Origin of the sequence: Paenibacillus sp. SZ31 (assembly GCF_012912005.1) — a bacterium.
In the GTDB taxonomy this organism is placed as follows: Bacteria; Bacillota; Bacilli; order Paenibacillales; family Paenibacillaceae; genus Paenibacillus.
Genome location: NZ_JABBEA010000002.1, coordinates 405,537 through 422,689 on the forward strand (window position 1 = coordinate 405,537; position 17,153 = coordinate 422,689).

Annotated in this window: 18 protein-coding genes; 4 read left to right on the forward strand and 14 right to left on the reverse strand. The window is 44.1% G+C overall.

Features of this window, described 5'->3' with window-relative positions:
* The first annotated feature begins 37 nt into the window (after nucleotides 1-37).
* Complete coding sequence (locus tag HF638_RS06450; RefSeq protein ID WP_169479455.1) at nucleotides 38-382, forward strand: DoxX family protein; 345 nt, start codon at nucleotides 38-40, stop codon at nucleotides 380-382.
* Nucleotides 383-508: 126 nt separating this feature from the next.
* Here the strand turns inward: HF638_RS06450 and HF638_RS06455 are convergent, their stop codons facing one another.
* Nucleotides 509-922: a cupin domain-containing protein gene (locus tag HF638_RS06455; RefSeq protein WP_169479456.1), complete on the reverse strand. Its 414-nt coding sequence runs from the start codon at nucleotides 920-922 to the stop codon at nucleotides 509-511.
* 179 nt (nucleotides 923-1,101) lie between these two features.
* Here HF638_RS06455 and HF638_RS06460 point away from each other — a divergent pair, with 179 nt between their 5' ends.
* Nucleotides 1,102-1,671 (forward strand): TetR/AcrR family transcriptional regulator, encoded by a 570-nt coding sequence (locus HF638_RS06460; protein ID WP_248278050.1) that lies wholly within the window; start codon nucleotides 1,102-1,104, stop codon nucleotides 1,669-1,671.
* Here the strand turns inward: HF638_RS06460 and HF638_RS06465 are convergent.
* Genes HF638_RS06465 through nikA form a run of 4 tightly spaced genes read right to left on the reverse strand, consistent with a single transcriptional unit; the run spans nucleotide 1,666 to nucleotide 6,534 of the window.
* Nucleotides 1,666-3,219, reverse strand: a complete 1,554-nt coding sequence (locus tag HF638_RS06465) for an ATP-binding cassette domain-containing protein (protein ID WP_169479457.1) — start codon at nucleotides 3,217-3,219, stop codon at nucleotides 1,666-1,668. The two genes, HF638_RS06460 and HF638_RS06465, sit on opposite strands and share 6 nt — an antisense overlap.
* Complete coding sequence (nikC, locus tag HF638_RS06470; RefSeq protein WP_169479458.1) at nucleotides 3,216-4,061, reverse strand: nickel transporter permease; 846 nt, start codon at nucleotides 4,059-4,061, stop codon at nucleotides 3,216-3,218. The genes HF638_RS06465 and nikC overlap by 4 nt, the downstream gene beginning before the upstream one ends.
* A complete protein-coding gene (gene nikB, locus HF638_RS06475) occupies nucleotides 4,058-4,996 on the reverse strand; it encodes a nickel ABC transporter permease (RefSeq protein WP_169479459.1) in 939 nt (312 codons plus the stop codon). The genes nikC and nikB overlap by 4 nt, the downstream gene beginning before the upstream one ends.
* The gene (gene nikA / locus HF638_RS06480; RefSeq protein ID WP_169479673.1) at nucleotides 4,993-6,534 is read right to left on the reverse strand and encodes a nickel ABC transporter substrate-binding protein; all 1,542 of its coding nucleotides are present in this window, start codon (nucleotides 6,532-6,534) and stop codon (nucleotides 4,993-4,995) included. Before nikA ends, nikB begins: the two co-directional genes overlap by 4 nt.
* Nucleotides 6,535-6,778: 244 nt before the next feature.
* Here nikA and HF638_RS06485 point away from each other — a divergent pair, with 244 nt between their 5' ends.
* Nucleotides 6,779-7,747: a DMT family transporter gene (locus HF638_RS06485; RefSeq protein WP_348982077.1), complete on the forward strand. Its 969-nt coding sequence runs from the start codon at nucleotides 6,779-6,781 to the stop codon at nucleotides 7,745-7,747.
* 100 nt (nucleotides 7,748-7,847) lie between these two features.
* On the opposite strand, the gene HF638_RS06490 is transcribed toward HF638_RS06485, so the two are convergent.
* From HF638_RS06490 to HF638_RS06500, 3 genes are all read right to left on the reverse strand, one after another.
* Complete coding sequence (locus tag HF638_RS06490) at nucleotides 7,848-8,990, reverse strand: DUF4309 domain-containing protein (RefSeq protein ID WP_169479460.1); 1,143 nt, start codon at nucleotides 8,988-8,990, stop codon at nucleotides 7,848-7,850.
* 295 nt (nucleotides 8,991-9,285) lie between these two features.
* Nucleotides 9,286-10,419 (reverse strand): serine hydrolase domain-containing protein, encoded by a 1,134-nt coding sequence (locus HF638_RS06495; RefSeq protein WP_169479461.1) that lies wholly within the window; start codon nucleotides 10,417-10,419, stop codon nucleotides 9,286-9,288.
* 258 nt (nucleotides 10,420-10,677) lie between these two features.
* Nucleotides 10,678-11,532: an aldo/keto reductase gene (locus HF638_RS06500; RefSeq protein ID WP_169479462.1), complete on the reverse strand. Its 855-nt coding sequence runs from the start codon at nucleotides 11,530-11,532 to the stop codon at nucleotides 10,678-10,680.
* A 152-nt stretch (nucleotides 11,533-11,684) separates the two neighbouring features.
* Here HF638_RS06500 and HF638_RS06505 point away from each other — a divergent pair, with 152 nt between their 5' ends.
* Complete coding sequence (locus HF638_RS06505) at nucleotides 11,685-12,092, forward strand: MerR family transcriptional regulator (protein WP_169479463.1); 408 nt, start codon at nucleotides 11,685-11,687, stop codon at nucleotides 12,090-12,092.
* 105 nt (nucleotides 12,093-12,197) lie between these two features.
* On the opposite strand, the gene HF638_RS06510 is transcribed toward HF638_RS06505, so the two are convergent.
* The 6 genes from HF638_RS06510 to HF638_RS06535 all read right to left on the reverse strand — a co-directional run bounded on the left by HF638_RS06510 (nucleotide 12,198) and on the right by HF638_RS06535 (nucleotide 17,056).
* Nucleotides 12,198-12,788 carry a nitroreductase family protein gene (locus tag HF638_RS06510; RefSeq protein ID WP_169479464.1) on the reverse strand — a complete coding sequence of 197 codons (591 nt, stop codon included), beginning with the start codon at nucleotides 12,786-12,788 and terminating at the stop codon, nucleotides 12,198-12,200.
* A 31-nt stretch (nucleotides 12,789-12,819) separates the two neighbouring features.
* Nucleotides 12,820-14,790, reverse strand: a complete 1,971-nt coding sequence (locus HF638_RS06515) for an AraC family transcriptional regulator (protein ID WP_169479465.1) — start codon at nucleotides 14,788-14,790, stop codon at nucleotides 12,820-12,822.
* Between the two features lie 180 nt (nucleotides 14,791-14,970).
* On the reverse strand, nucleotides 14,971-15,165 hold the full coding sequence (locus HF638_RS06520; RefSeq protein WP_169479466.1) for a hypothetical protein: 195 nt from the start codon (nucleotides 15,163-15,165) through the stop codon (nucleotides 14,971-14,973).
* A gap of 101 nt (nucleotides 15,166-15,266) precedes the next feature.
* Nucleotides 15,267-15,581, reverse strand: a complete 315-nt coding sequence (locus HF638_RS06525; protein ID WP_076212062.1) for a DMT family transporter — start codon at nucleotides 15,579-15,581, stop codon at nucleotides 15,267-15,269.
* A 2-nt stretch (nucleotides 15,582-15,583) separates the two neighbouring features.
* Nucleotides 15,584-15,925: a DMT family transporter gene (locus HF638_RS06530; protein ID WP_169479467.1), complete on the reverse strand. Its 342-nt coding sequence runs from the start codon at nucleotides 15,923-15,925 to the stop codon at nucleotides 15,584-15,586.
* Nucleotides 15,926-16,183: 258 nt separating this feature from the next.
* Nucleotides 16,184-17,056 (reverse strand): YitT family protein, encoded by an 873-nt coding sequence (locus HF638_RS06535; protein ID WP_169479468.1) that lies wholly within the window; start codon nucleotides 17,054-17,056, stop codon nucleotides 16,184-16,186.
* Nucleotides 17,057-17,153 lie beyond the last annotated feature (97 nt).

A 17,153-nucleotide genomic window follows, 5' to 3' on the forward strand; every position in this document is an offset into this window, starting at 1 on the left:
GGGTATCAATGAACATACCATAAATAAGGGGATTATTATGATCATTCTATCTTGGATTTTACAAGGCCTTCTAGCCGCCATGTTCATCATGGCTGGTACAGGCAAAACATTTGGCTCAAAAATGCATATTGAAGCATTCACGACGTGGGGTTATCCTCAGTGGTTTAGAGTTCTAACAGGGGTCATTGAGCTAACAGCAGCGATATTGTTGATCATTGGTTTCTGGGTTGAAGGAGCTGCTATACTAGGGGCTGCTATCTCGGTAGCCGTTGGCATGGGGGGAGTTGTCACCCATGTTCGTGCGAAAGATACATTCAAAGATACGGCCATGATCGCTATTTTGGGAATTCTATCTTTAGTATTACTCATCATTCTTTTATAAGTAATAAGCAGGAAAAGCCCTACCGATCCCGGTAAGGCTTTTCCTGACTTTCCTATCATTTACAGAAGGCTTACCAGATGACATTCAGTCACCTTTTGCCATATTACTAATCATATTATTCAATGATTACTTTGTAGCATTTCCGTACACTTCATCTGTCACAGGTTCCAACCACTCCGGTGTACCTGCAGTGATCGCAATGTGTTCAAACCAACTATCTTTAGCGGCCCCATGCCAGTGTTTCACACCATCATGTGTCACAATAACATCGCCGGCTTTTAGGAATTGAGCGGGTTTTCCTTCTTCCTGATACCAACCTTCCCCACCAGTCACTAACAACAACTGAAATCCACCACGATGGATATGCCAGTTATTTCTGCATCCCGGTTCAAACGTTACATTCCCAACACCCACATTCACTTTGGGATCAGCAACCAAGGATTGGAGATAACTTTGTCCTATAAAATATTGTGCATATGCTTCGTTTTTTTCTCCTACTGGGAAGATAACTCCATCTTTAACTTCTTCATGTTTAGCCATTTCGAGTACCTCCAATGAATTAATATATCGAATTGTGTTCACCATTGTTGTTCAAAACACATACGTGCGATATCGCGCATTTGTGTATAATATAAAATAATTGGACTGCCTCTGCAAGGATCAATTGAACCCGATCTGTGCCTTATGGCGCAATAGGACAACATTTGTGCAATTACTTTATGGAAAGAATGGTGATTACTATCGTTTCTATCACAGATCGAAGAATACTTAAGTCTCAGGAAGCGATCAAATCCGCTTTTATCAAACTCATGAACGAAAAACCTTTCGATACCATTACGATGCAGGATATCTCTGATCATGCGAATGTCGGCCGCAGAACGATATACCATCATTATTCTGACAAATTCGACTTGCTGGATAAATTAATCGAAGAACATATCGATGAACTAAGAAGATTGTGCAAGGAAGCATCCGATCTTGATTTTATAGAAAGCAATGTGCTGTGGTTCGATTATTTTGAAATTCACTTTTCATTTTTCTCGGCTATGTTACGGAGTAAAGGAGCCCCTTTTTTCCGCAGTCGCTTCCTCGCTCTCGTCATCGAAGAACTGGAAGATGAGGTGAATATAACGGAGGGGAAAAATAAAGGACTAACGAAAGAAGTTATTCTTATGTTCTTTGGTACAGCGATCGTTGGTATAGTGGAATCCTATTTCACGAATGGCTTACCCCGGCAACCGCACATTGTGGCAGAACAAGTTGGGATTTTATTAGAAAGGAATCTATAACAGAGGCCCGTCATGAACCATTCCATCTTTTATTCTTACCACCCGATCTGCCAGGTATTCCACTGCACTGTAATTGTGAGAGATAAATAATGAGCTGTATCCGAGTTTTTGTTGAAGCTCTTTCAGTAGTTGCAGTACTTGTGCTTGTACGATCATGTCCAAGCTGGCAGTCGGTTCATCCAATATCAGAAATCGCGGTTCAGTGCTGATCGAACGAGCAATGCACACGCGTTGCTTCTGCCCACCACTGAGCTGATATGGATAGCGTAACAATAATTCCGGAGATAAACCCACGCGTTCCATCCACTCCTCTGCTACGTTAAACCGGGTTTTGCGGTACATTCTAGCTTGGGTGAAGCTTCGTTTCACCCTGTCCAGCGGTTCCATTAATGAATCCAGGATGCGTAGTTGACTGTTCAGGCTCAAGGCAGGATGCTGAAAGACAGCCTGAACGTTGCCTTGTAGGGAAATGCCCTTTTTCTTTGGTTGCAACCGTTGATTGCGAAAATAAATATCGCCTCTATCGTAGGGTTCGATTTGCAAAATGCAACGTGCCAGCGTACTTTTACCACTTCCACTTGCACCAATCAGCGCCAGGCACTCCCCTTCTCGAATCTCCATAGAAACGTTGTTCAGAACCTGTAATCCTGAAGCGTACGTTTTATGAACTTCCTTGACCGACAACATTGAGCTTCCGATCTCTTGTATGTCCTTTGCCGCATCTGAAGCTCCGAAGATTTCTTCTTGAACGTCTCTATTCACTTCAGGTTCACGGTTGCCCAGCAGACGTTCAGCCTCTATCAGCTTTTGTGTATACGGATGTGTTGGATGTTTCAGCACATCTGCTGCCTGCCCATTTTCCACGACTCGTCCATGTTGCATCACGGCGATATCATCTCCATATTGCCGTGCAATACGGAGATCATGTGTGATCAGCAAGATAGAGCAGCCACTTTGCTCCTTCAGTTTGTGCAATAGCGACAGAACGTGTTGGCCAGTGTCCGAATCGAGTGCAGTTGTGGGTTCGTCCGCAATGATCAACTCTGGTTCAAGCATCATGGCTGCTGCAATGGACACACGCTGCAATTGCCCGCCGCTCAGTTCGAACGAATAACTCTTCTGTACACGCTCGCCAGATAAACCTACCTCATCCAGCACCTTTCTTATCATCGTTTGGCGTTGCTGTGCATTCAATTCGGTATGGGTTTTCAGTGTTTCATCCAATTGTTTGCCTAGTGGCAGGAGCGGACTAAATGCACCTGCGTAATTTTGGAACACGTAAGCGATGCGTCGTCCTCTGATGGTTTGCATCATTTTCCGGGAAACACTCTCCAGCGACGTGCCGTTTATCTTCATCACGCCCTGCTGAATATGAATGTCCTGTGGCAACAGACCACCAATGGCCAGTCCCGTTAGCGTTTTTCCACTACCACTTTCTCCGATCAAGGCTAGACAACGTGACTGACCAAGCAGGATGTTCAAGTTATGAACGAGCGTTTGCTGATTGGTACCGATGTACAAATTCTGTATTAATAATCCGTCATTCATGTGTCTCCCCCCTCTCTGGATGCTCTGCCAAGCCGATCCTGTATACGGTCTCCAGTCAGGTTAGCCAATGCGACCGTAAACATAATTGCAGCTCCAGGCCAGATCATCAGATAGGGAGATTGGAGAAAATATGTTTTGCCTTCATTAAGCATGGCTCCCCATTCGGCTCCTGGCGGTTGAGTACCTAGACCCACATATGATAGCGACGCGATGATCAGTATGATTTTTCCAATATCGAGCGATGCCAGTACGATGACATGACGAATAACATGTGGCAACATATGCTTCTGTATTAACCGGAATGGCCCTACGCCATTCATGCGAGCAATTGCTACATATTCTTTGTTTCTCTCAGCACGGACTGTATTACGCACGACCCTGGCATAGGCGATCCACTTCACAGCAGCGATGGCAATCATCAAGTTCACGATGTGAGGACCGAGCAATCCACTCAGAACAATCGCCACTAGGAAATCGGGAAATGCCAAGAAAGCGTCGGCGATCCGCATAAATATTCGGTCCATTATGCCTCCAAAATAACCGGAAATCAGTCCAATGGGAATGCCAATCGCCAGTGCTGTGCACAATACGGCCACACTCGTACCCAATGTATTCCTGCCGCCTACAAGCAGACGTGTAAATAAGTCCCTGCCCAAACCATCTGTACCGAGCCAATGCGACATGGAGGGCGATTGTAGCCTCATTCCCATCTCAACGCGATAAGGATCTTGTGTAATGAACGAGGGAGCAAGCAGTGCCAGCACGATTAAGCCTGCAAAGCCGATACCTGCTGCTCCGATCCAGTAATAGATCTTGCCTAGAAAAATCGGGATATGCTTCATTGTTTCTCACCTCGCAAACGCATCTCCGGATTGAGCCATGCTTGAATTCCATCGACCACGAGATTGACTAATGTAATAAGGAGCGCCATCAAGACCATATAACCTTGCATAACGGGATAATCCCTGTGCTGGATGGCGTCCATTACAAGCTTACCCATGCCCGGATACGCAAACAGCACCTCTACAACGACAGTACCGCCAAGAAGACTGCCAATACTTACACCAAACATGCCAAGTACAGGAGACAATGCATGCCGAAGCGCATAACGAAAGACAACTCTTCCGGACCGAATCCCTCGAGCTCTTGCCCCTTGTACAAAATCTTGTTGCAGACTCGCGAGCATACTGGAGCGAATCAGTCTGAGATACACGGCAGCCATGGTCATGCCTAATGTTATCGAAGGAAGAATCAAATGCTTCGGACTACCAATTCCCATCGAAGGTAACCATCCGGCCTTGACTGAAAACCAGTCAATGAGAAGAATCCCTAGCCAAAAGCTAGGGACAGATGTACCCACTACCGCAATCACACGGCTCCAACGGTCGATGGCTCTCCCGGAATAGAGGGCAGATAGCACGCCCAGAGGAAGAGCAATGATCAGCATGATTACGAGTGATGCTCCGGTCAACATCATTGTGGCTGGCAGCCTTCCTAGCAGTTCACTAAGAACAGGACGGCGAGTCATGTATGATTCGCCGAGATCCAGTCGCACAAGTCCAGTGAGCCAGTTCCCGTACTGCTGCCACAGTGGCTGGTTAAGTCCCATCGCTTCTCGTTGCTTCTCAATGGCCGCATGATCCAGAGCCACGTCATCGGAGCGCATTATTTCTCTCACTGCATCTCCGGGAGCCAGCTTCATGACAACAAAACTGATGAAAGACAAGAGCAGGATGAACAGCAAAAGCTCCAGAGAGCGTTGCACGAGCTTCTTCATTTTGCTTGTATGTCTAACTGATTGGTCAACATGTAGTACTCGCTCTTACTTGTCTCCCAATTTTCCACACCATCGTTGTAAGCTACTAACGTGTTGGGATGTACCAGGTATGAATAGTATGTTTGGTCATCAATACGTTCAAGTGCTTCTTTAATGAGAGTAGTTCGTTGTTCGATGTCCACGGTTTGATCCAGTTGGTTAATGATTGATGTTAGTTCGGGATCATTCACCTTGCCGAAATTCAGCGATCCGTCCGGTTTGAAGGCCACGTTCAGGAAATAACTGGCGTCACCCCTTGGTGCGATCAACGGACTGTAGGTCCCCAGATCCCAATCGTCTTGTTCAAGTAAATAATCTTCGTAACTATTCAGCAGTTCAATGGATATGTTAATGCCCAGTTCCTTGGCTTGTGATTGTAGCGTCTGAGCGAAAATAGGAAATTCTGCACGTGAGCTGTACGTTACCAGCTTCAGGTTTAATGCTTTTCCATCCTGCGTGACTTTGCCATCTGTGACGGTGTAACCGGCTTTCTTGAACCATTCCAGTGCTGCCGCGGTTCCCGTCTGCTTACTCGTGTACGCAGGAACGAACGGAAATTCTGACAGGAACGGTCCATCCGCCAGCGTGGCTTGCGAACCCATAATATCGTTCATTAGCTCTTCCCTGTTAACCAAAGCGTCAAAAGCCTTACGCACATATTCATTCTGGAACGGCCCATGCTGATTGTTAAAAATCAATTCATGTGTTCTCAAACTCACGACGGAATCCAAGTGGTATTGATTGTCTTGTTCCAACGTAGAAAGACTCTCCACTGGTGGACGATAGACAACGTCAGCTCCGCCAGACATTAATGCAGATAACCTTGCGTTGCCGTCCTCATTAAAATTGAAGTGAGCGCGATTCAACTTGGCAATCCCATCCCAATATTCGTCGTAACGCACGACTTCCAGCGAGCTTCCAGCGACGAACGAAGCAACACGAAACGGTCCGGTTCCTACGGGAGCTTTGCCTACATCTGCCGCGCTAACGTCGAGCACAGCTGTGTTCGGGTGAACCAGTTCAGATGGGAACTGTGGAAATGGTTGTGTAGTCGTTATTTTCAGTTCCTGACCGGTGGCTTCCATTTGGTCGATGCCGAGAACCTGTTGCACACCAGGGTTAACCTCCATGGAACGCTTCAAAGATTGCTCAACGGCCTCTGCCGTCAACGGATTTCCATTTTGAAAAGTAACACCTTCCCGAATATGAAAGACCCAGTGTTGTCCATCCGCACTCTCCCAACGGTCTGCAAGCCAAGGCTTGATGTTTAAATCCTCGTCCAGTTTCACCAGTGTCTCCGTAACTCCTGCACGCAGTGGCGTATAATCCAGGTGTGGATCGATCGTCTGGCTGGCGAAATTAAACAGGAACGTCAATTCCTTCGATTGCGAGACCGCTTCATTTGATGATTTTGCAGCATTGCCGCCTGGATCTGCTGGCGCGGTAGAACAAGCAGATATTACAATAAGCAGGCAGCTTGCCAAAAGTGATTTAACCATTTTTCGCTTAGACAATGACTTTCCCTCCAACGTCTATCCATTTATGATCTTTATCATACTATCAGGCGTTTTGTTGTAGAGGTATGGCCCCTAAGAGCTAGTCAGGTGCGGTTCTTGTGACAAAATCATGTCTCTTTATTCACTTTATTAATTTTTGATACAAACATTGGCGTTATGTGATATGGTCAGAGGATATTAGATACGTACATACATATGTGCATGAAATGCGAGGAGAAGATCGAAAGTGATAGAGAGAAATACCCTTGAGAAACCGAGTAGGTTTAGTGATCCCATTTTTGTTATGCTCGTGGCAAGCCTGTGTTGCTTGTTATGGGGAAGTGCGTACCCGTCCATCAAACTTGGATATATCGCATTTAACATTCTGCCGGAAGATATTGCTTCCAAATATGTATTTGCCGGATACCGATTTACACTGGCGGGCATGCTGCTCTTGCTCCTGTCTCGTATCGTTAGAAAACAGAAGCTCCAATTAACCAAGCCTCAGTGGACAGGCCTTATCATGCTTGGTATATTGCAAACGGGTTTGCAATATATGTTTTTCTACGTCGGTGTAGCCAATACGACGGGTGTCAAAGGCTCCATTATGAATGCAACGACGACCTTTTTCAGTGTTGTTCTGGCGCATTTCATCTATAAGAACGACAAATTAAGCAGAAATAAAATCGTTGGCTGCTTGCTCGGATTTGTCGGCGTAATCATCGTAAACTTCCATACGGATCTGCTTGCTTTTTCCTTTTCATTCACAGGCGAAGGGTTCATTATTATAGCGGCACTTGTTTTTTCCGTTACAGCCCTTTACGCAAAACGTCTCACCGCCACCATCGATGTTTTGATCATAACAGGTGTCAGCTTATTCGTCGGGGGACTGGTACTTACGCTGTTAGGTCTATCACTCGGCGGTCGTGTCACCCATTTCACCTTGGAATCCACCAGTAACTTGATCTACCTGGCATTGCTATCATCCGTCGCATTTTGTCTATGGAATATGCTTCTCAAGTATAACAAGGTCGGAAGAGTGTCTGTCTATAACTTCCTAATCCCTGTATTTGGAGCTTTATTATCAGCGTTATTCCTCGGGGAAACGATTCTGGAACTGAAAAATCTGGCTGCATTGCTGTTCGTGTCGGTTGGCATTTACTTAGTCAATCGTGTGCGTTCTGTGCAACGTTCTAATAACAATCCAATGAAATAGACTACGCGTCCACTTCCATGGATAACAAAAAAAGCCGCTAATTAGCGGCTTTTTTTGTAAGTTCGTATACGAATACGTTCAGTTCTCGCTATGTTATACCTTAATATATATTCGTAAAGTCAATTAAGTCTTCTTCTTCCAAATAATTAAAAACTATAGTGTGCTTACCCAGCTCGTATTCCATCTCATAACCACCCACAACTTCATTATAATATTCCGAGGTGGGTTTTCCCAACCATCGTTTCACATTCCATGGTGAGAGATACTGCTTTTCATTGTACAGCTGGATAACCGCAATACGTGATTTCTTGCTAAGCTCGTGCATGTATGAATCAAACCCGATGCCGAATTTAGAATAATAATAGTAAGCTCCCCATTCCCCGTTTGAACGAGAATTGGGTTTCCCCAGCTTTTTTTGCGCATTTTGAAGCGTCATGCCAATCTTGATGTCCGTCCGGCCTGGCAACACACCCTTTAAAGCAGCTTCCTTTAGGCTTTTCAGGTAAGCGCGATCGCCAACACCCGAGTTCGGCCAAGCTTCTGAACGAAGGTTACGCGTATCTTCCAACCGTAATTCCAATTTGTTCACATTCAGCTTAAACGTAGTAACTCCATAGACGAATTGAAGGTTGTTGTAATTTTTGAACTGCACTCGGGCACCTGAAAGAGTACGGATTCCACCATCTCTGATTGCAGAGTAGTAATCGTCGATTTTTTTACCTTTGTTATCGACAAATGTTACACGGCGCAATTCCCCGGAACGAACAATATACGTTTTCACATCATTGAAGTTAGAAGTTCCCCAATCGGTGATCATCAGCATGTCTGGTGTACTAGCCTCTTTGCTTTTCACAACGAAGTTCCAGGTTTGAGGCAAAATAATCGTATTCAGATCCAGTTTTGCCGCCTGAACAGTTCCGTATGCTGCACCTTTTTTCAACAAAGCTGCACGATACGTGCCTGAATAACTCTTGTCGCCTTTTTTATTGTTGGTCCAACCATTTTCTTCGGTCAGCGTGCTCTTCTGTTCATCATAAGCAAAAATATAAACGGTGTAAGCCGTTTGCTTGGCATCACGAAGCGTAAATGAAAGGCGGCTCATACTTTCGAGCTGTTTGGCGGAGATTTGCTCTCCTTTGGCAGCAGCATTTGGTGGAGGCAGAAGCAATGCGCTCAGAACATAGGCGATTAAGGTAAGTACGGCCAGAGAAGCCCATTTTGCATTGTGTTTGAGGTGTATCATCGATGACTCTCCTTTGAGTAAAAAATAAAAATCTAACAGCTCTTTTCTAATTATGAATCGTTCACAATCTCAACATTCAAACAGGTACTTGCTAGCGTGTAATCTTGATCAAACTATGTAATTAATTTAAGTTCATGTTCAATAAGCATATCCTCCTACTAGTACTATTTTCCTAAGAATGATAACATACCCTTTCTAATAAAGAAATAACAATCTAATTAATAGATTTCGACTCATATAACATAAAAAAGCCGCTATTTAGCGGCTCTTAAAGTAACTTCGAATACGATATGATTTACAGGCAGGAATACACTACATTACGTAAGCGTCGTTGAACGTACGGCTCCTGACTGTTCAGCAGGTGCTGTGCATACATGACTGTAAGCTCTGAATCCGGATCAATAATAGCCATACAGCCAGCAGCGCCGCTCCATCCAAATTCGCCAATTGGGCTCAGTGAGCCGCTTCCTGCTTTGGAGATATGGGTGCGAACACCTAGTCCATAGCCGTATCCATACATATGATCCCAAGAATAATCACCCCGAGTCATCTCGTTCAGGTGATCCGTTCGCATCAGTTCCACTGATGCTTGTGACAGAATGCGCACGCCTTCAGGACTCGTACCACGACCAGTAAGCGCGTTCAGAAACCGTGCATAATCGCTAACGGTTGACAATAAGCCTGCACCGCCACTTTCCAGCTCTGTACCCACACGAAACCCATTGCCATCCATACGGACAGCCTTTTCAAGCTCATCATTATAAGCATACTGTGGAATCAGACGCGTCTGCTGTTCATCGTTCAGATTGAACGCTGTGTCGTTCATACCGAGTGGTCCGGTGATTTCGTCCCGAAGATACGCACCAAAGCGTGTGCCACTTACAACCTCCACCAAGGCTCCCAGGACATCATGACACATGCTGTAGTTCCAATGCGTACCTGGTTCAAACAGCAACGGTTCCTTCGCAAGCGCTTTCGCGAAATCACGGGTCGACAATGTTCCATCGGTTCTTTTCACAGCTTCCTGAATGCTTGGACAACCCACGTCATAGGAGAACCCGGCGGTCATGGTGAACAAATCACGTACTGTAATGGCTCTTGTCGCTTTTTCCAGTCGGATCTCGCCGTTCGCCATCGCTTTCTTTACCGTCATCTCAGCATACTCTGGCAGATAATCGGACAGCGGATCGCTTAACAGCATCTCCCCTTTCTCCACCAGTTGCAGCCCTGCCACGCAAGTCATAATTTTGGTCATGGAGTATAGATTGAAGATCGCTCCATCACCGATAGGTGTTTTCTCTTCCAGATTAGCGTAACCATTACGGTAATGGAAAACGATATCATTTTGATGCATTACCAGCACCTCTGCCCACGGAATGCGCCAAGATGTAATACGGTCAATAAATGAAGCAAGCGGTTTAAAGTCCAATGTTCTCCCGTCCTTCTATGTAAAATCGTTTATCATTTTGCGATGTGGTCCATCTTCACTCCCACAATCCACATATTAATAATATACGACCTTTTACAACGATTGACTACTATCTATATTGCTTCAATGATCGTAATCAGGAACAGCTGGTTAATTGAGATTCTCTTCCTGTAATACAACAAACCAGACAGATGATCTGTCTGGTTTGTGGCAATTTCACAGGTTCGTCTCCGATGAGGGGATATTGGATAAGTCGGATTAAAGTCCTTTCTTGCCGTAGTCAGTCAAAAATTCTACGGTTTGAGGATCATAGTGCGAAAAGAAGGAGCTTGTTCCTGTATCCAGAGCTGCTACCTTTTGCATATCCTCCAAGGTCAATTCAAAATCAAACACATTGAAGTTCTCTTCCATTCTATTTTTGTTGACCGTTTTCGGAATAACAACTACTCCTCTTTGAAGCAAGAAGCGCAGAGCGACTTGGGCCGTCGATTTGTTGTATTTTTGACCTACTTCTTGCAACGTCGCATTCGTAAATAAGTCATTTTTTCCTTCCGCAAATGGTCCCCAGGATTCAATCTGCGTATTATATTTCTTCATGATCTCATGTGCCTCTGTCTGCTGATTGAACACATGGGTTTCAACTTGATTAATTGCCGGTACGACTTCGCTGAACTGAACAAGATCGATATATCGGTCCTGATAGAAATTGCTTACTCCGATGGCTTTGATTTTCCCCGTTTTATATAACTCTTCCATTGCCCGATATGTTCCATAATAATCATTAAATGGTTGATGGATCAGGACCAGGTCCAGATATTCCAGTTGGAGTTTCCGCAGTGACTCTTCAATGGAAGCTTTGGCTTTTTCATATCCTGCATTTGAAATCCATACCTTGGTCGTGATGAAAAATTCATCTCGAGGCACTCCGCTTTTTTGGATTGCGCGGCCTACGGCTTCTTCATTACGGTATGCTTGCGCTGTATCAATAGAACGATACCCCACGCTGATTGCATCAAGCACACATTTCTCACATTCTTCCTGATCAGCAATCTGGTACACACCATATCCCAAAATAGGCATCTTAACTCCGTTATTCAACGTTACATATTCCATCGAGTGACACTCCTTGTTAGTTATATTTTTTCTTGAGATTTACAGTCTAATAACCTTAAACTATACTTAGGCTATCACCTTCGAGTAACTCGAAGTCAATCTTTTTTCTATCATTTTTTTATTTCATACCTGAAAACATAAGGAGTTTCGTCATGTATAATGTCAAACAAGTCGCCAAACTGCTCGATCTGTCCGAACATACGGTTCGTTTCTATACGGATAAAGAACTCGTTCCAAATCTGCAACGCGACAAAAACAACAACCGTCTTTTTGACGAAGAATCCGTAAACTGGCTTACGGGGGTAAAATATCTGAAACAATGCGGTATGTCTGTTGAAAATATTAAAGCATATGTGGATCTATGCCTGGAGGGCAACTCCACCATACAAGCGCGTTATGAGATCATTTTACGGCAGAAGGAAGCCGCCCTTGCTCAGTTGGAAGAAGCCCAACAACGAGTGCAATATATGATCAATAAAGCAGACCATTATCAGGATATTATTAACTTAATTGTCCCAGATGATACCAATCCGGGACATTGGAACAAAATGAAAGCCTGACTGTTACTCCAAATTCAAAGATCGCCAAAAAAGCCGCTAATTTAGCGGCTTGGTGAGAAATATTTTAAGAATTTTGAACATCTGATAGTACGCTACTAATGACAACTAATGCTGTTGCGCGTCTTCCCCTGCCACCGAGACACAGGTCAATAACTCTTCTACTGGAGTACGAGAACGAGGCTTGGGAATCTTATCCTGATCAAAGTACCCCAGATGAAGTGTGCCAACAATTCTCTCCCCTGGTCTCACACCGGTCTTGGAGTAGAAATCAGGATCGAAATTATATTCATTTGTCTTCCACACAACGCCGATATCCTGCTCCCATGCCAGAAGTTGTATATTCTGAATAAGCGCAGCACTTGCGCCCACAGCATCTTCCCACACCCGTTGTCTCGGATCGGCCTCGATCACAACAAGCAGATGAGCTTGGATGGACTCACAATAGTCTTTTTGCAGCTTCTCTCCCCAGCGCTCTCGCTCACCCTTGGAGAACGTATGCAGTACGGCATCAGCAAATTGCTTCCGACCTTCTTCTACAAATAAAATGAAGCGCCAAGGCTCTTTACGGGAATGCACGGGTGCCCACACAGCAGCTTCGAGCAAGTGCATGATCGTTTCTTTCGCCAGCGGTTTGCCATTGAACTGACGAATAGTTCTTCGTTCACGAATGAACTTCTCCACGACGGACGTTTCCATATGTGTTAATCCTCCTGTCTCGTTTCCTTCTTTATTGGATAAGGAAATTTACCGCTTCGTCAATAATCTTGGTCTGTCCGATAGGTCCTCCGGGGCCTTGGAACCACAAGCCGTAGTCAACGATGTAGACATTGTTGTTTTTAACAGCATTCAGGCTCTTCCACACTGCTGTTTTTTGCAATTCAGTCGTTTCATTCTCGTCTGATGACAACAGGAAAATATGATCCGGATTAATCGATGGTAACGACTCCATGGAGATTACTTTCATTGAATCTGTCGGGTCAGGTATGGATACAGGAGGTGTCAGGCCGAGATCGTCGTACAGAACCTCATAGTTTCTTTTACTGTAATAACGCACTTCTTTATCGGATAAACGCAGGAACATTACGGTCTCGTCTCCGATGGATTGCTTGATTTTCTCGCGGGCTTCTGCAGCCTTCTTGTCGTATTCTTCAATGACCTGTTTGGCCTGATCCGTCTTCCCTAACATATCTCCCATATGTAACAGGCTGGTCTTCATACGAATAATACCTTGCTCGTCCTGCAGCTTCTCTGCCAGCAAGGTAGGCGCAATTTTGCTGAGGCTGTCATAGGCATCACTCATGAAATCCTGACCGATAATCAGGTCTGGCTCTGCCGCCAGTATGCTTTCATAATTGGGATCAACCTGCCAGCCCAGATTTTCTTTTCCTTGTAGTTGATCGGACAGGTAGGTAGGAAACTGATCACTTCCCTCCTCATTACTGGATGCTGCCTGGGGTACAATACCGAGTGCTAACAAATAGTCCGTTGCAGCCGGGAACAACGAAATAATATGCTGAGGATCACCCTTGATGACCGTTTCTCCCCAAGGATGTTTAACAACACGTTCCTGTACTGCTGATTCGGTAGATTGCGCGACTTCGGTGGTTGGAGCATTGTTACCGCTTGTTCCATTACTGCTTGTTGCTGAACTGCCCTGAGAAGGGGAACAGGCTGATATTAATAATGTAAGGCTGAGTATCAAAAGCAATGCAACGGGTTTTCTCGATCTCATAGATGTAAGTGATTCTCCTTTGGGTTTGTATTGATAATAATTATCATCATCAATAGGATCATAACCGCGATGCAGGGGACTGACAATGGACAATTCTGATTCTCGGATAGCATTATTCTGACCCGTTGGCAGGGCGATACATTTTTGTTTGAAACGACCTGGTGAAAGACCAACATGTTTTTTAAATAAACGATTAAAATAGATCACATCCGGAATGCCGATTGCCTCGGCAATCTTCTGAAGAGATGCATCTGTGTGCAACAGCAGCTCCTTGGCTTTGTACATCCGTATCCGAGTTAAATAGGTAATCAGACTGCTGCCTGTCTCTTTCTTGAACGTTCTCGACAGATGTCCTGCACTGCAATCCAGAAGTTCTGCGAGCGGATCGACCATAACGGGCAACATGTAGTTCTCGTGAAGATAACGAACGGCTTGAGCTACCAGATCGGGTTTGGCAGTCTCAATCCCTTGTGCACTTAACTGCCTCATTAATTCATTAATAAATTGATAAAATAACGTCTTCACCTGAAATTTCGAGAACGCATCCGTCCGTTCCCAATGTTGCTCTATTCTTTGGACTTTATCATATAAGTCAATGGGATAGCTTGGGGCAAAAGCATATTGCACATGAAACGGGACATGTTGCCTGAGCAGAGCTTGATTCTCACGAGTATTGGATAAAGACAAATTAGCCCGATAAAACATCAAATAAAATTCGAATGAATCCTCGTTCAAGGAGATATTCATCCATACCCCCTTGCCACCATGTAAGACTTGCATCTGATCGATCGCGTACATCGTGTCATCCAGCGTAATCGTTGCATTGCCGCGAACTGTATATATAAAACCGCTAATTGGAAATCGATAGGCATGGATGGGTTCTTCAGCGCGCACGACGACGTGACGCACATCCCATATTTTAATTGAGGCCAAATTCCATAACTTCACATGCTCTTCTACGTGCATCTCTTCCTTCACCTTCCACAACCCATTAAGTTAGCAAAAAATCAGCAAATCAGCGGATATTTTCACTTTTCTCCATTCTATCGATAATCATTCTCAACTACAACATATATCTTCCTATTCGATAAAATGCTACGCACGAAAAAGCCGATCCATGAAAGGATCGGCTTACGTTCTACCTTTTTAGACTCCGCCGCGTTTGTTCTCAACCGATTTCATACGGTTTTGGTCATCCGGCACTCGGTCAACACTGAACTCTTGGCCAGCTTCAACCTCGCCATGACCAGAAATATTTCGAGAAAAATTGGTGAACTGTCTTTTTTGCTCATCCAGCTCGTGCTTTTGCTTCAAAAGCTCTTGCGGATCTTGATTTGTCACTAGGCTTACCTCCCATACATACATGAAGTCATGCAATTTAACTCGCACTACAGAAGTTTTCCATAAGTGAGCTAGCCTTATGCATGAAGTACAGATATGGGTTAAGAGACCAGTTTCAATCCCACGATACTGACGATAATCCCACTAACGATCGCTAATTTCTTTGCGTTTTTAGGCTCTTTGAAAACATACATCCCTAATAATACGCTGCCCGATGCACCAATACCTGTCCAGATTCCGTAACCAATGCTGATTGGAATCTCTCTCAACGACAGGGAAAGGAAAATGAAACTTAATCCCAGAAACAGAGCGAACGTAAATGTATGTTTCAATTTGGTAAATCCATCTGAAAGTTTCAGGAATATTACACCACCGACTTCAAATAAACCAGCTAAGATCAAGAAAAACCAACTCATATCTATACACCTGCCTTTGGTTTAGGTTCATTGGATACAAATTTCAGACCGATAATGCAGCTAATTAATATCATGACCAGCACGATTTTGAGTGCACTTACGGAATCCCCCAGAAAAATCATTCCCACAATTGCGGTTCCAAATGAACCAAGTCCGGTAAACACCGCATATGCGGTTGATACAGGAAGCACTTTAGTGGATTTTGCAAAAAAATAGAAGCTGCCAATCATTAAGATCACCGTGGGGATTACGATTTCAATTTTTGAGAAACCATCGGAGAACGACAAACCTAATGCCCAACCTACCTCTAAGATTCCTCCAAGAATAAGAAATAACCATGCCATAAAAAATTCTCCTCTTCTGCATTCATGTTGTTGTTTTGTAATCAACATTTAATTTTCATTAATGATAGTCATTTGTATCATTTGATATAATAATAAACCACCTTTATTTTATTTGCAAATTTAAATATTTTTTTAAAAATTATCACGTGAATCCGTCTGTTACTCCTTGAAGTTGCGCTATCAACAGACAAAAAAAGCCAACCAGTAGTTACTGGTTGACCAAGTAAGTTTATATTAATTATGTTTTTCTTTTCAGCATTAATGAATATCTTTCTTTTTGAAATTGCCGCCTCTCACTTCAGCTACATCGTATACAACTACAAAAGCAGTCGGGTCAATTTCGTGAATGATATCTTTAATTTTACTCTCTTCCATCCGGTTGATGACACAAGTAATTTCCTTGAATTGCTCATTCGAGTAACCACCGTAAGCCTCTGTATATGTTGCTCCACGACCTAGTCGGTCACGAATGGTTTCAACCATAATTTCTGGTTGATTCGTAATAATTTTAAACGTTTTGGAGCCGCTCAAGCCCTCTTCAACAATATGTATTACTTTAGAAGCAATAAAATATGCAAGTCCTGACAAGATCGCTCCTTGTAGACCGAATACGGTAGAAACGACAATAAAGACAAACATGTTGAGGAACAGAATGAGATCACTGGTTCCAAAAGGTACTTTTCGCGAAAGAAGTACAGCCAGCATATCTATGCCATCCAATGCCCCGCCATTACGTAATGCAAGTCCCATACCGAAACCGATGATTATCCCGCCGACAACCGTAACGAGCAAGGTATCGCCTTGAATGATGGTTGGTACATGGTGCATCAGACTGGTGCTGATTGCCAGTGAAGCAATACCGATGATCGAATATAACGCGAAGCTTTTACCGATTTGCTTGTATCCGAGCCACACAAATGGAATGTTAATAATCCCGATGAGCATCCCCAGTGGTAATCCAAACAGCTGGGATCCTACGATACTCAGACCTGTGACACCACCATCTGAGACATTATTCGGGATCAATATGGCTTCGAGGCCATATGCCGTTATAAATCCCCCAATGATAATCAATAATACTTTGGAGAGGATCTTTAACTTGTTTGACTTTTGTTTTCTGTTTTGATGCATTCCATTTCCCCCTTGATGAACAACCGATAAAAAACAGTCTATAATAAAAATCACTGTTTTGGCAATAGATCGTCATTTGTGTGTGTTACTTCAAGTT

Excerpts from the sequence above, each read along its gene's own strand:
- HF638_RS06450 (WP_169479455.1), top strand. The coding sequence starts at position 38 with ATGATCATTCTATCTTGGATTTTACAAGGCCTTCTAGCCGCCATGTTC.
- HF638_RS06455 (WP_169479456.1), bottom strand. The coding sequence starts at position 922 with ATGGCTAAACATGAAGAAGTTAAAGATGGAGTTATCTTCCCAGTAGGA.
- HF638_RS06460 (WP_248278050.1), top strand. The coding sequence starts at position 1,102 with ATGGAAAGAATGGTGATTACTATCGTTTCTATCACAGATCGAAGAATA.
- HF638_RS06465 (WP_169479457.1), bottom strand. The coding sequence starts at position 3,219 with ATGAATGACGGATTATTAATACAGAATTTGTACATCGGTACCAATCAG.
- nikC (WP_169479458.1), bottom strand. The coding sequence starts at position 4,061 with ATGAAGCATATCCCGATTTTTCTAGGCAAGATCTATTACTGGATCGGA.
- nikB (WP_169479459.1), bottom strand. The coding sequence starts at position 4,996 with ATGAAGAAGCTCGTGCAACGCTCTCTGGAGCTTTTGCTGTTCATCCTG.
- nikA (WP_169479673.1), bottom strand. The coding sequence starts at position 6,534 with ATGGTTAAATCACTTTTGGCAAGCTGCCTGCTTATTGTAATATCTGCT.
- HF638_RS06490 (WP_169479460.1), bottom strand. The coding sequence starts at position 8,990 with ATGATACACCTCAAACACAATGCAAAATGGGCTTCTCTGGCCGTACTT.
- HF638_RS06500 (WP_169479462.1), bottom strand. The coding sequence starts at position 11,532 with ATGGAATATGTAACGTTGAATAACGGAGTTAAGATGCCTATTTTGGGA.
- HF638_RS06505 (WP_169479463.1), top strand. The coding sequence starts at position 11,685 with ATGTATAATGTCAAACAAGTCGCCAAACTGCTCGATCTGTCCGAACAT.
- HF638_RS06510 (WP_169479464.1), bottom strand. The coding sequence starts at position 12,788 with ATGGAAACGTCCGTCGTGGAGAAGTTCATTCGTGAACGAAGAACTATT.
- HF638_RS06515 (WP_169479465.1), bottom strand. The coding sequence starts at position 14,790 with ATGCACGTAGAAGAGCATGTGAAGTTATGGAATTTGGCCTCAATTAAA.
- HF638_RS06525 (WP_076212062.1), bottom strand. The coding sequence starts at position 15,581 with ATGAGTTGGTTTTTCTTGATCTTAGCTGGTTTATTTGAAGTCGGTGGT.
- HF638_RS06530 (WP_169479467.1), bottom strand. The coding sequence starts at position 15,925 with ATGGCATGGTTATTTCTTATTCTTGGAGGAATCTTAGAGGTAGGTTGG.
- HF638_RS06535 (WP_169479468.1), bottom strand. The coding sequence starts at position 17,056 with ATGCATCAAAACAGAAAACAAAAGTCAAACAAGTTAAAGATCCTCTCC.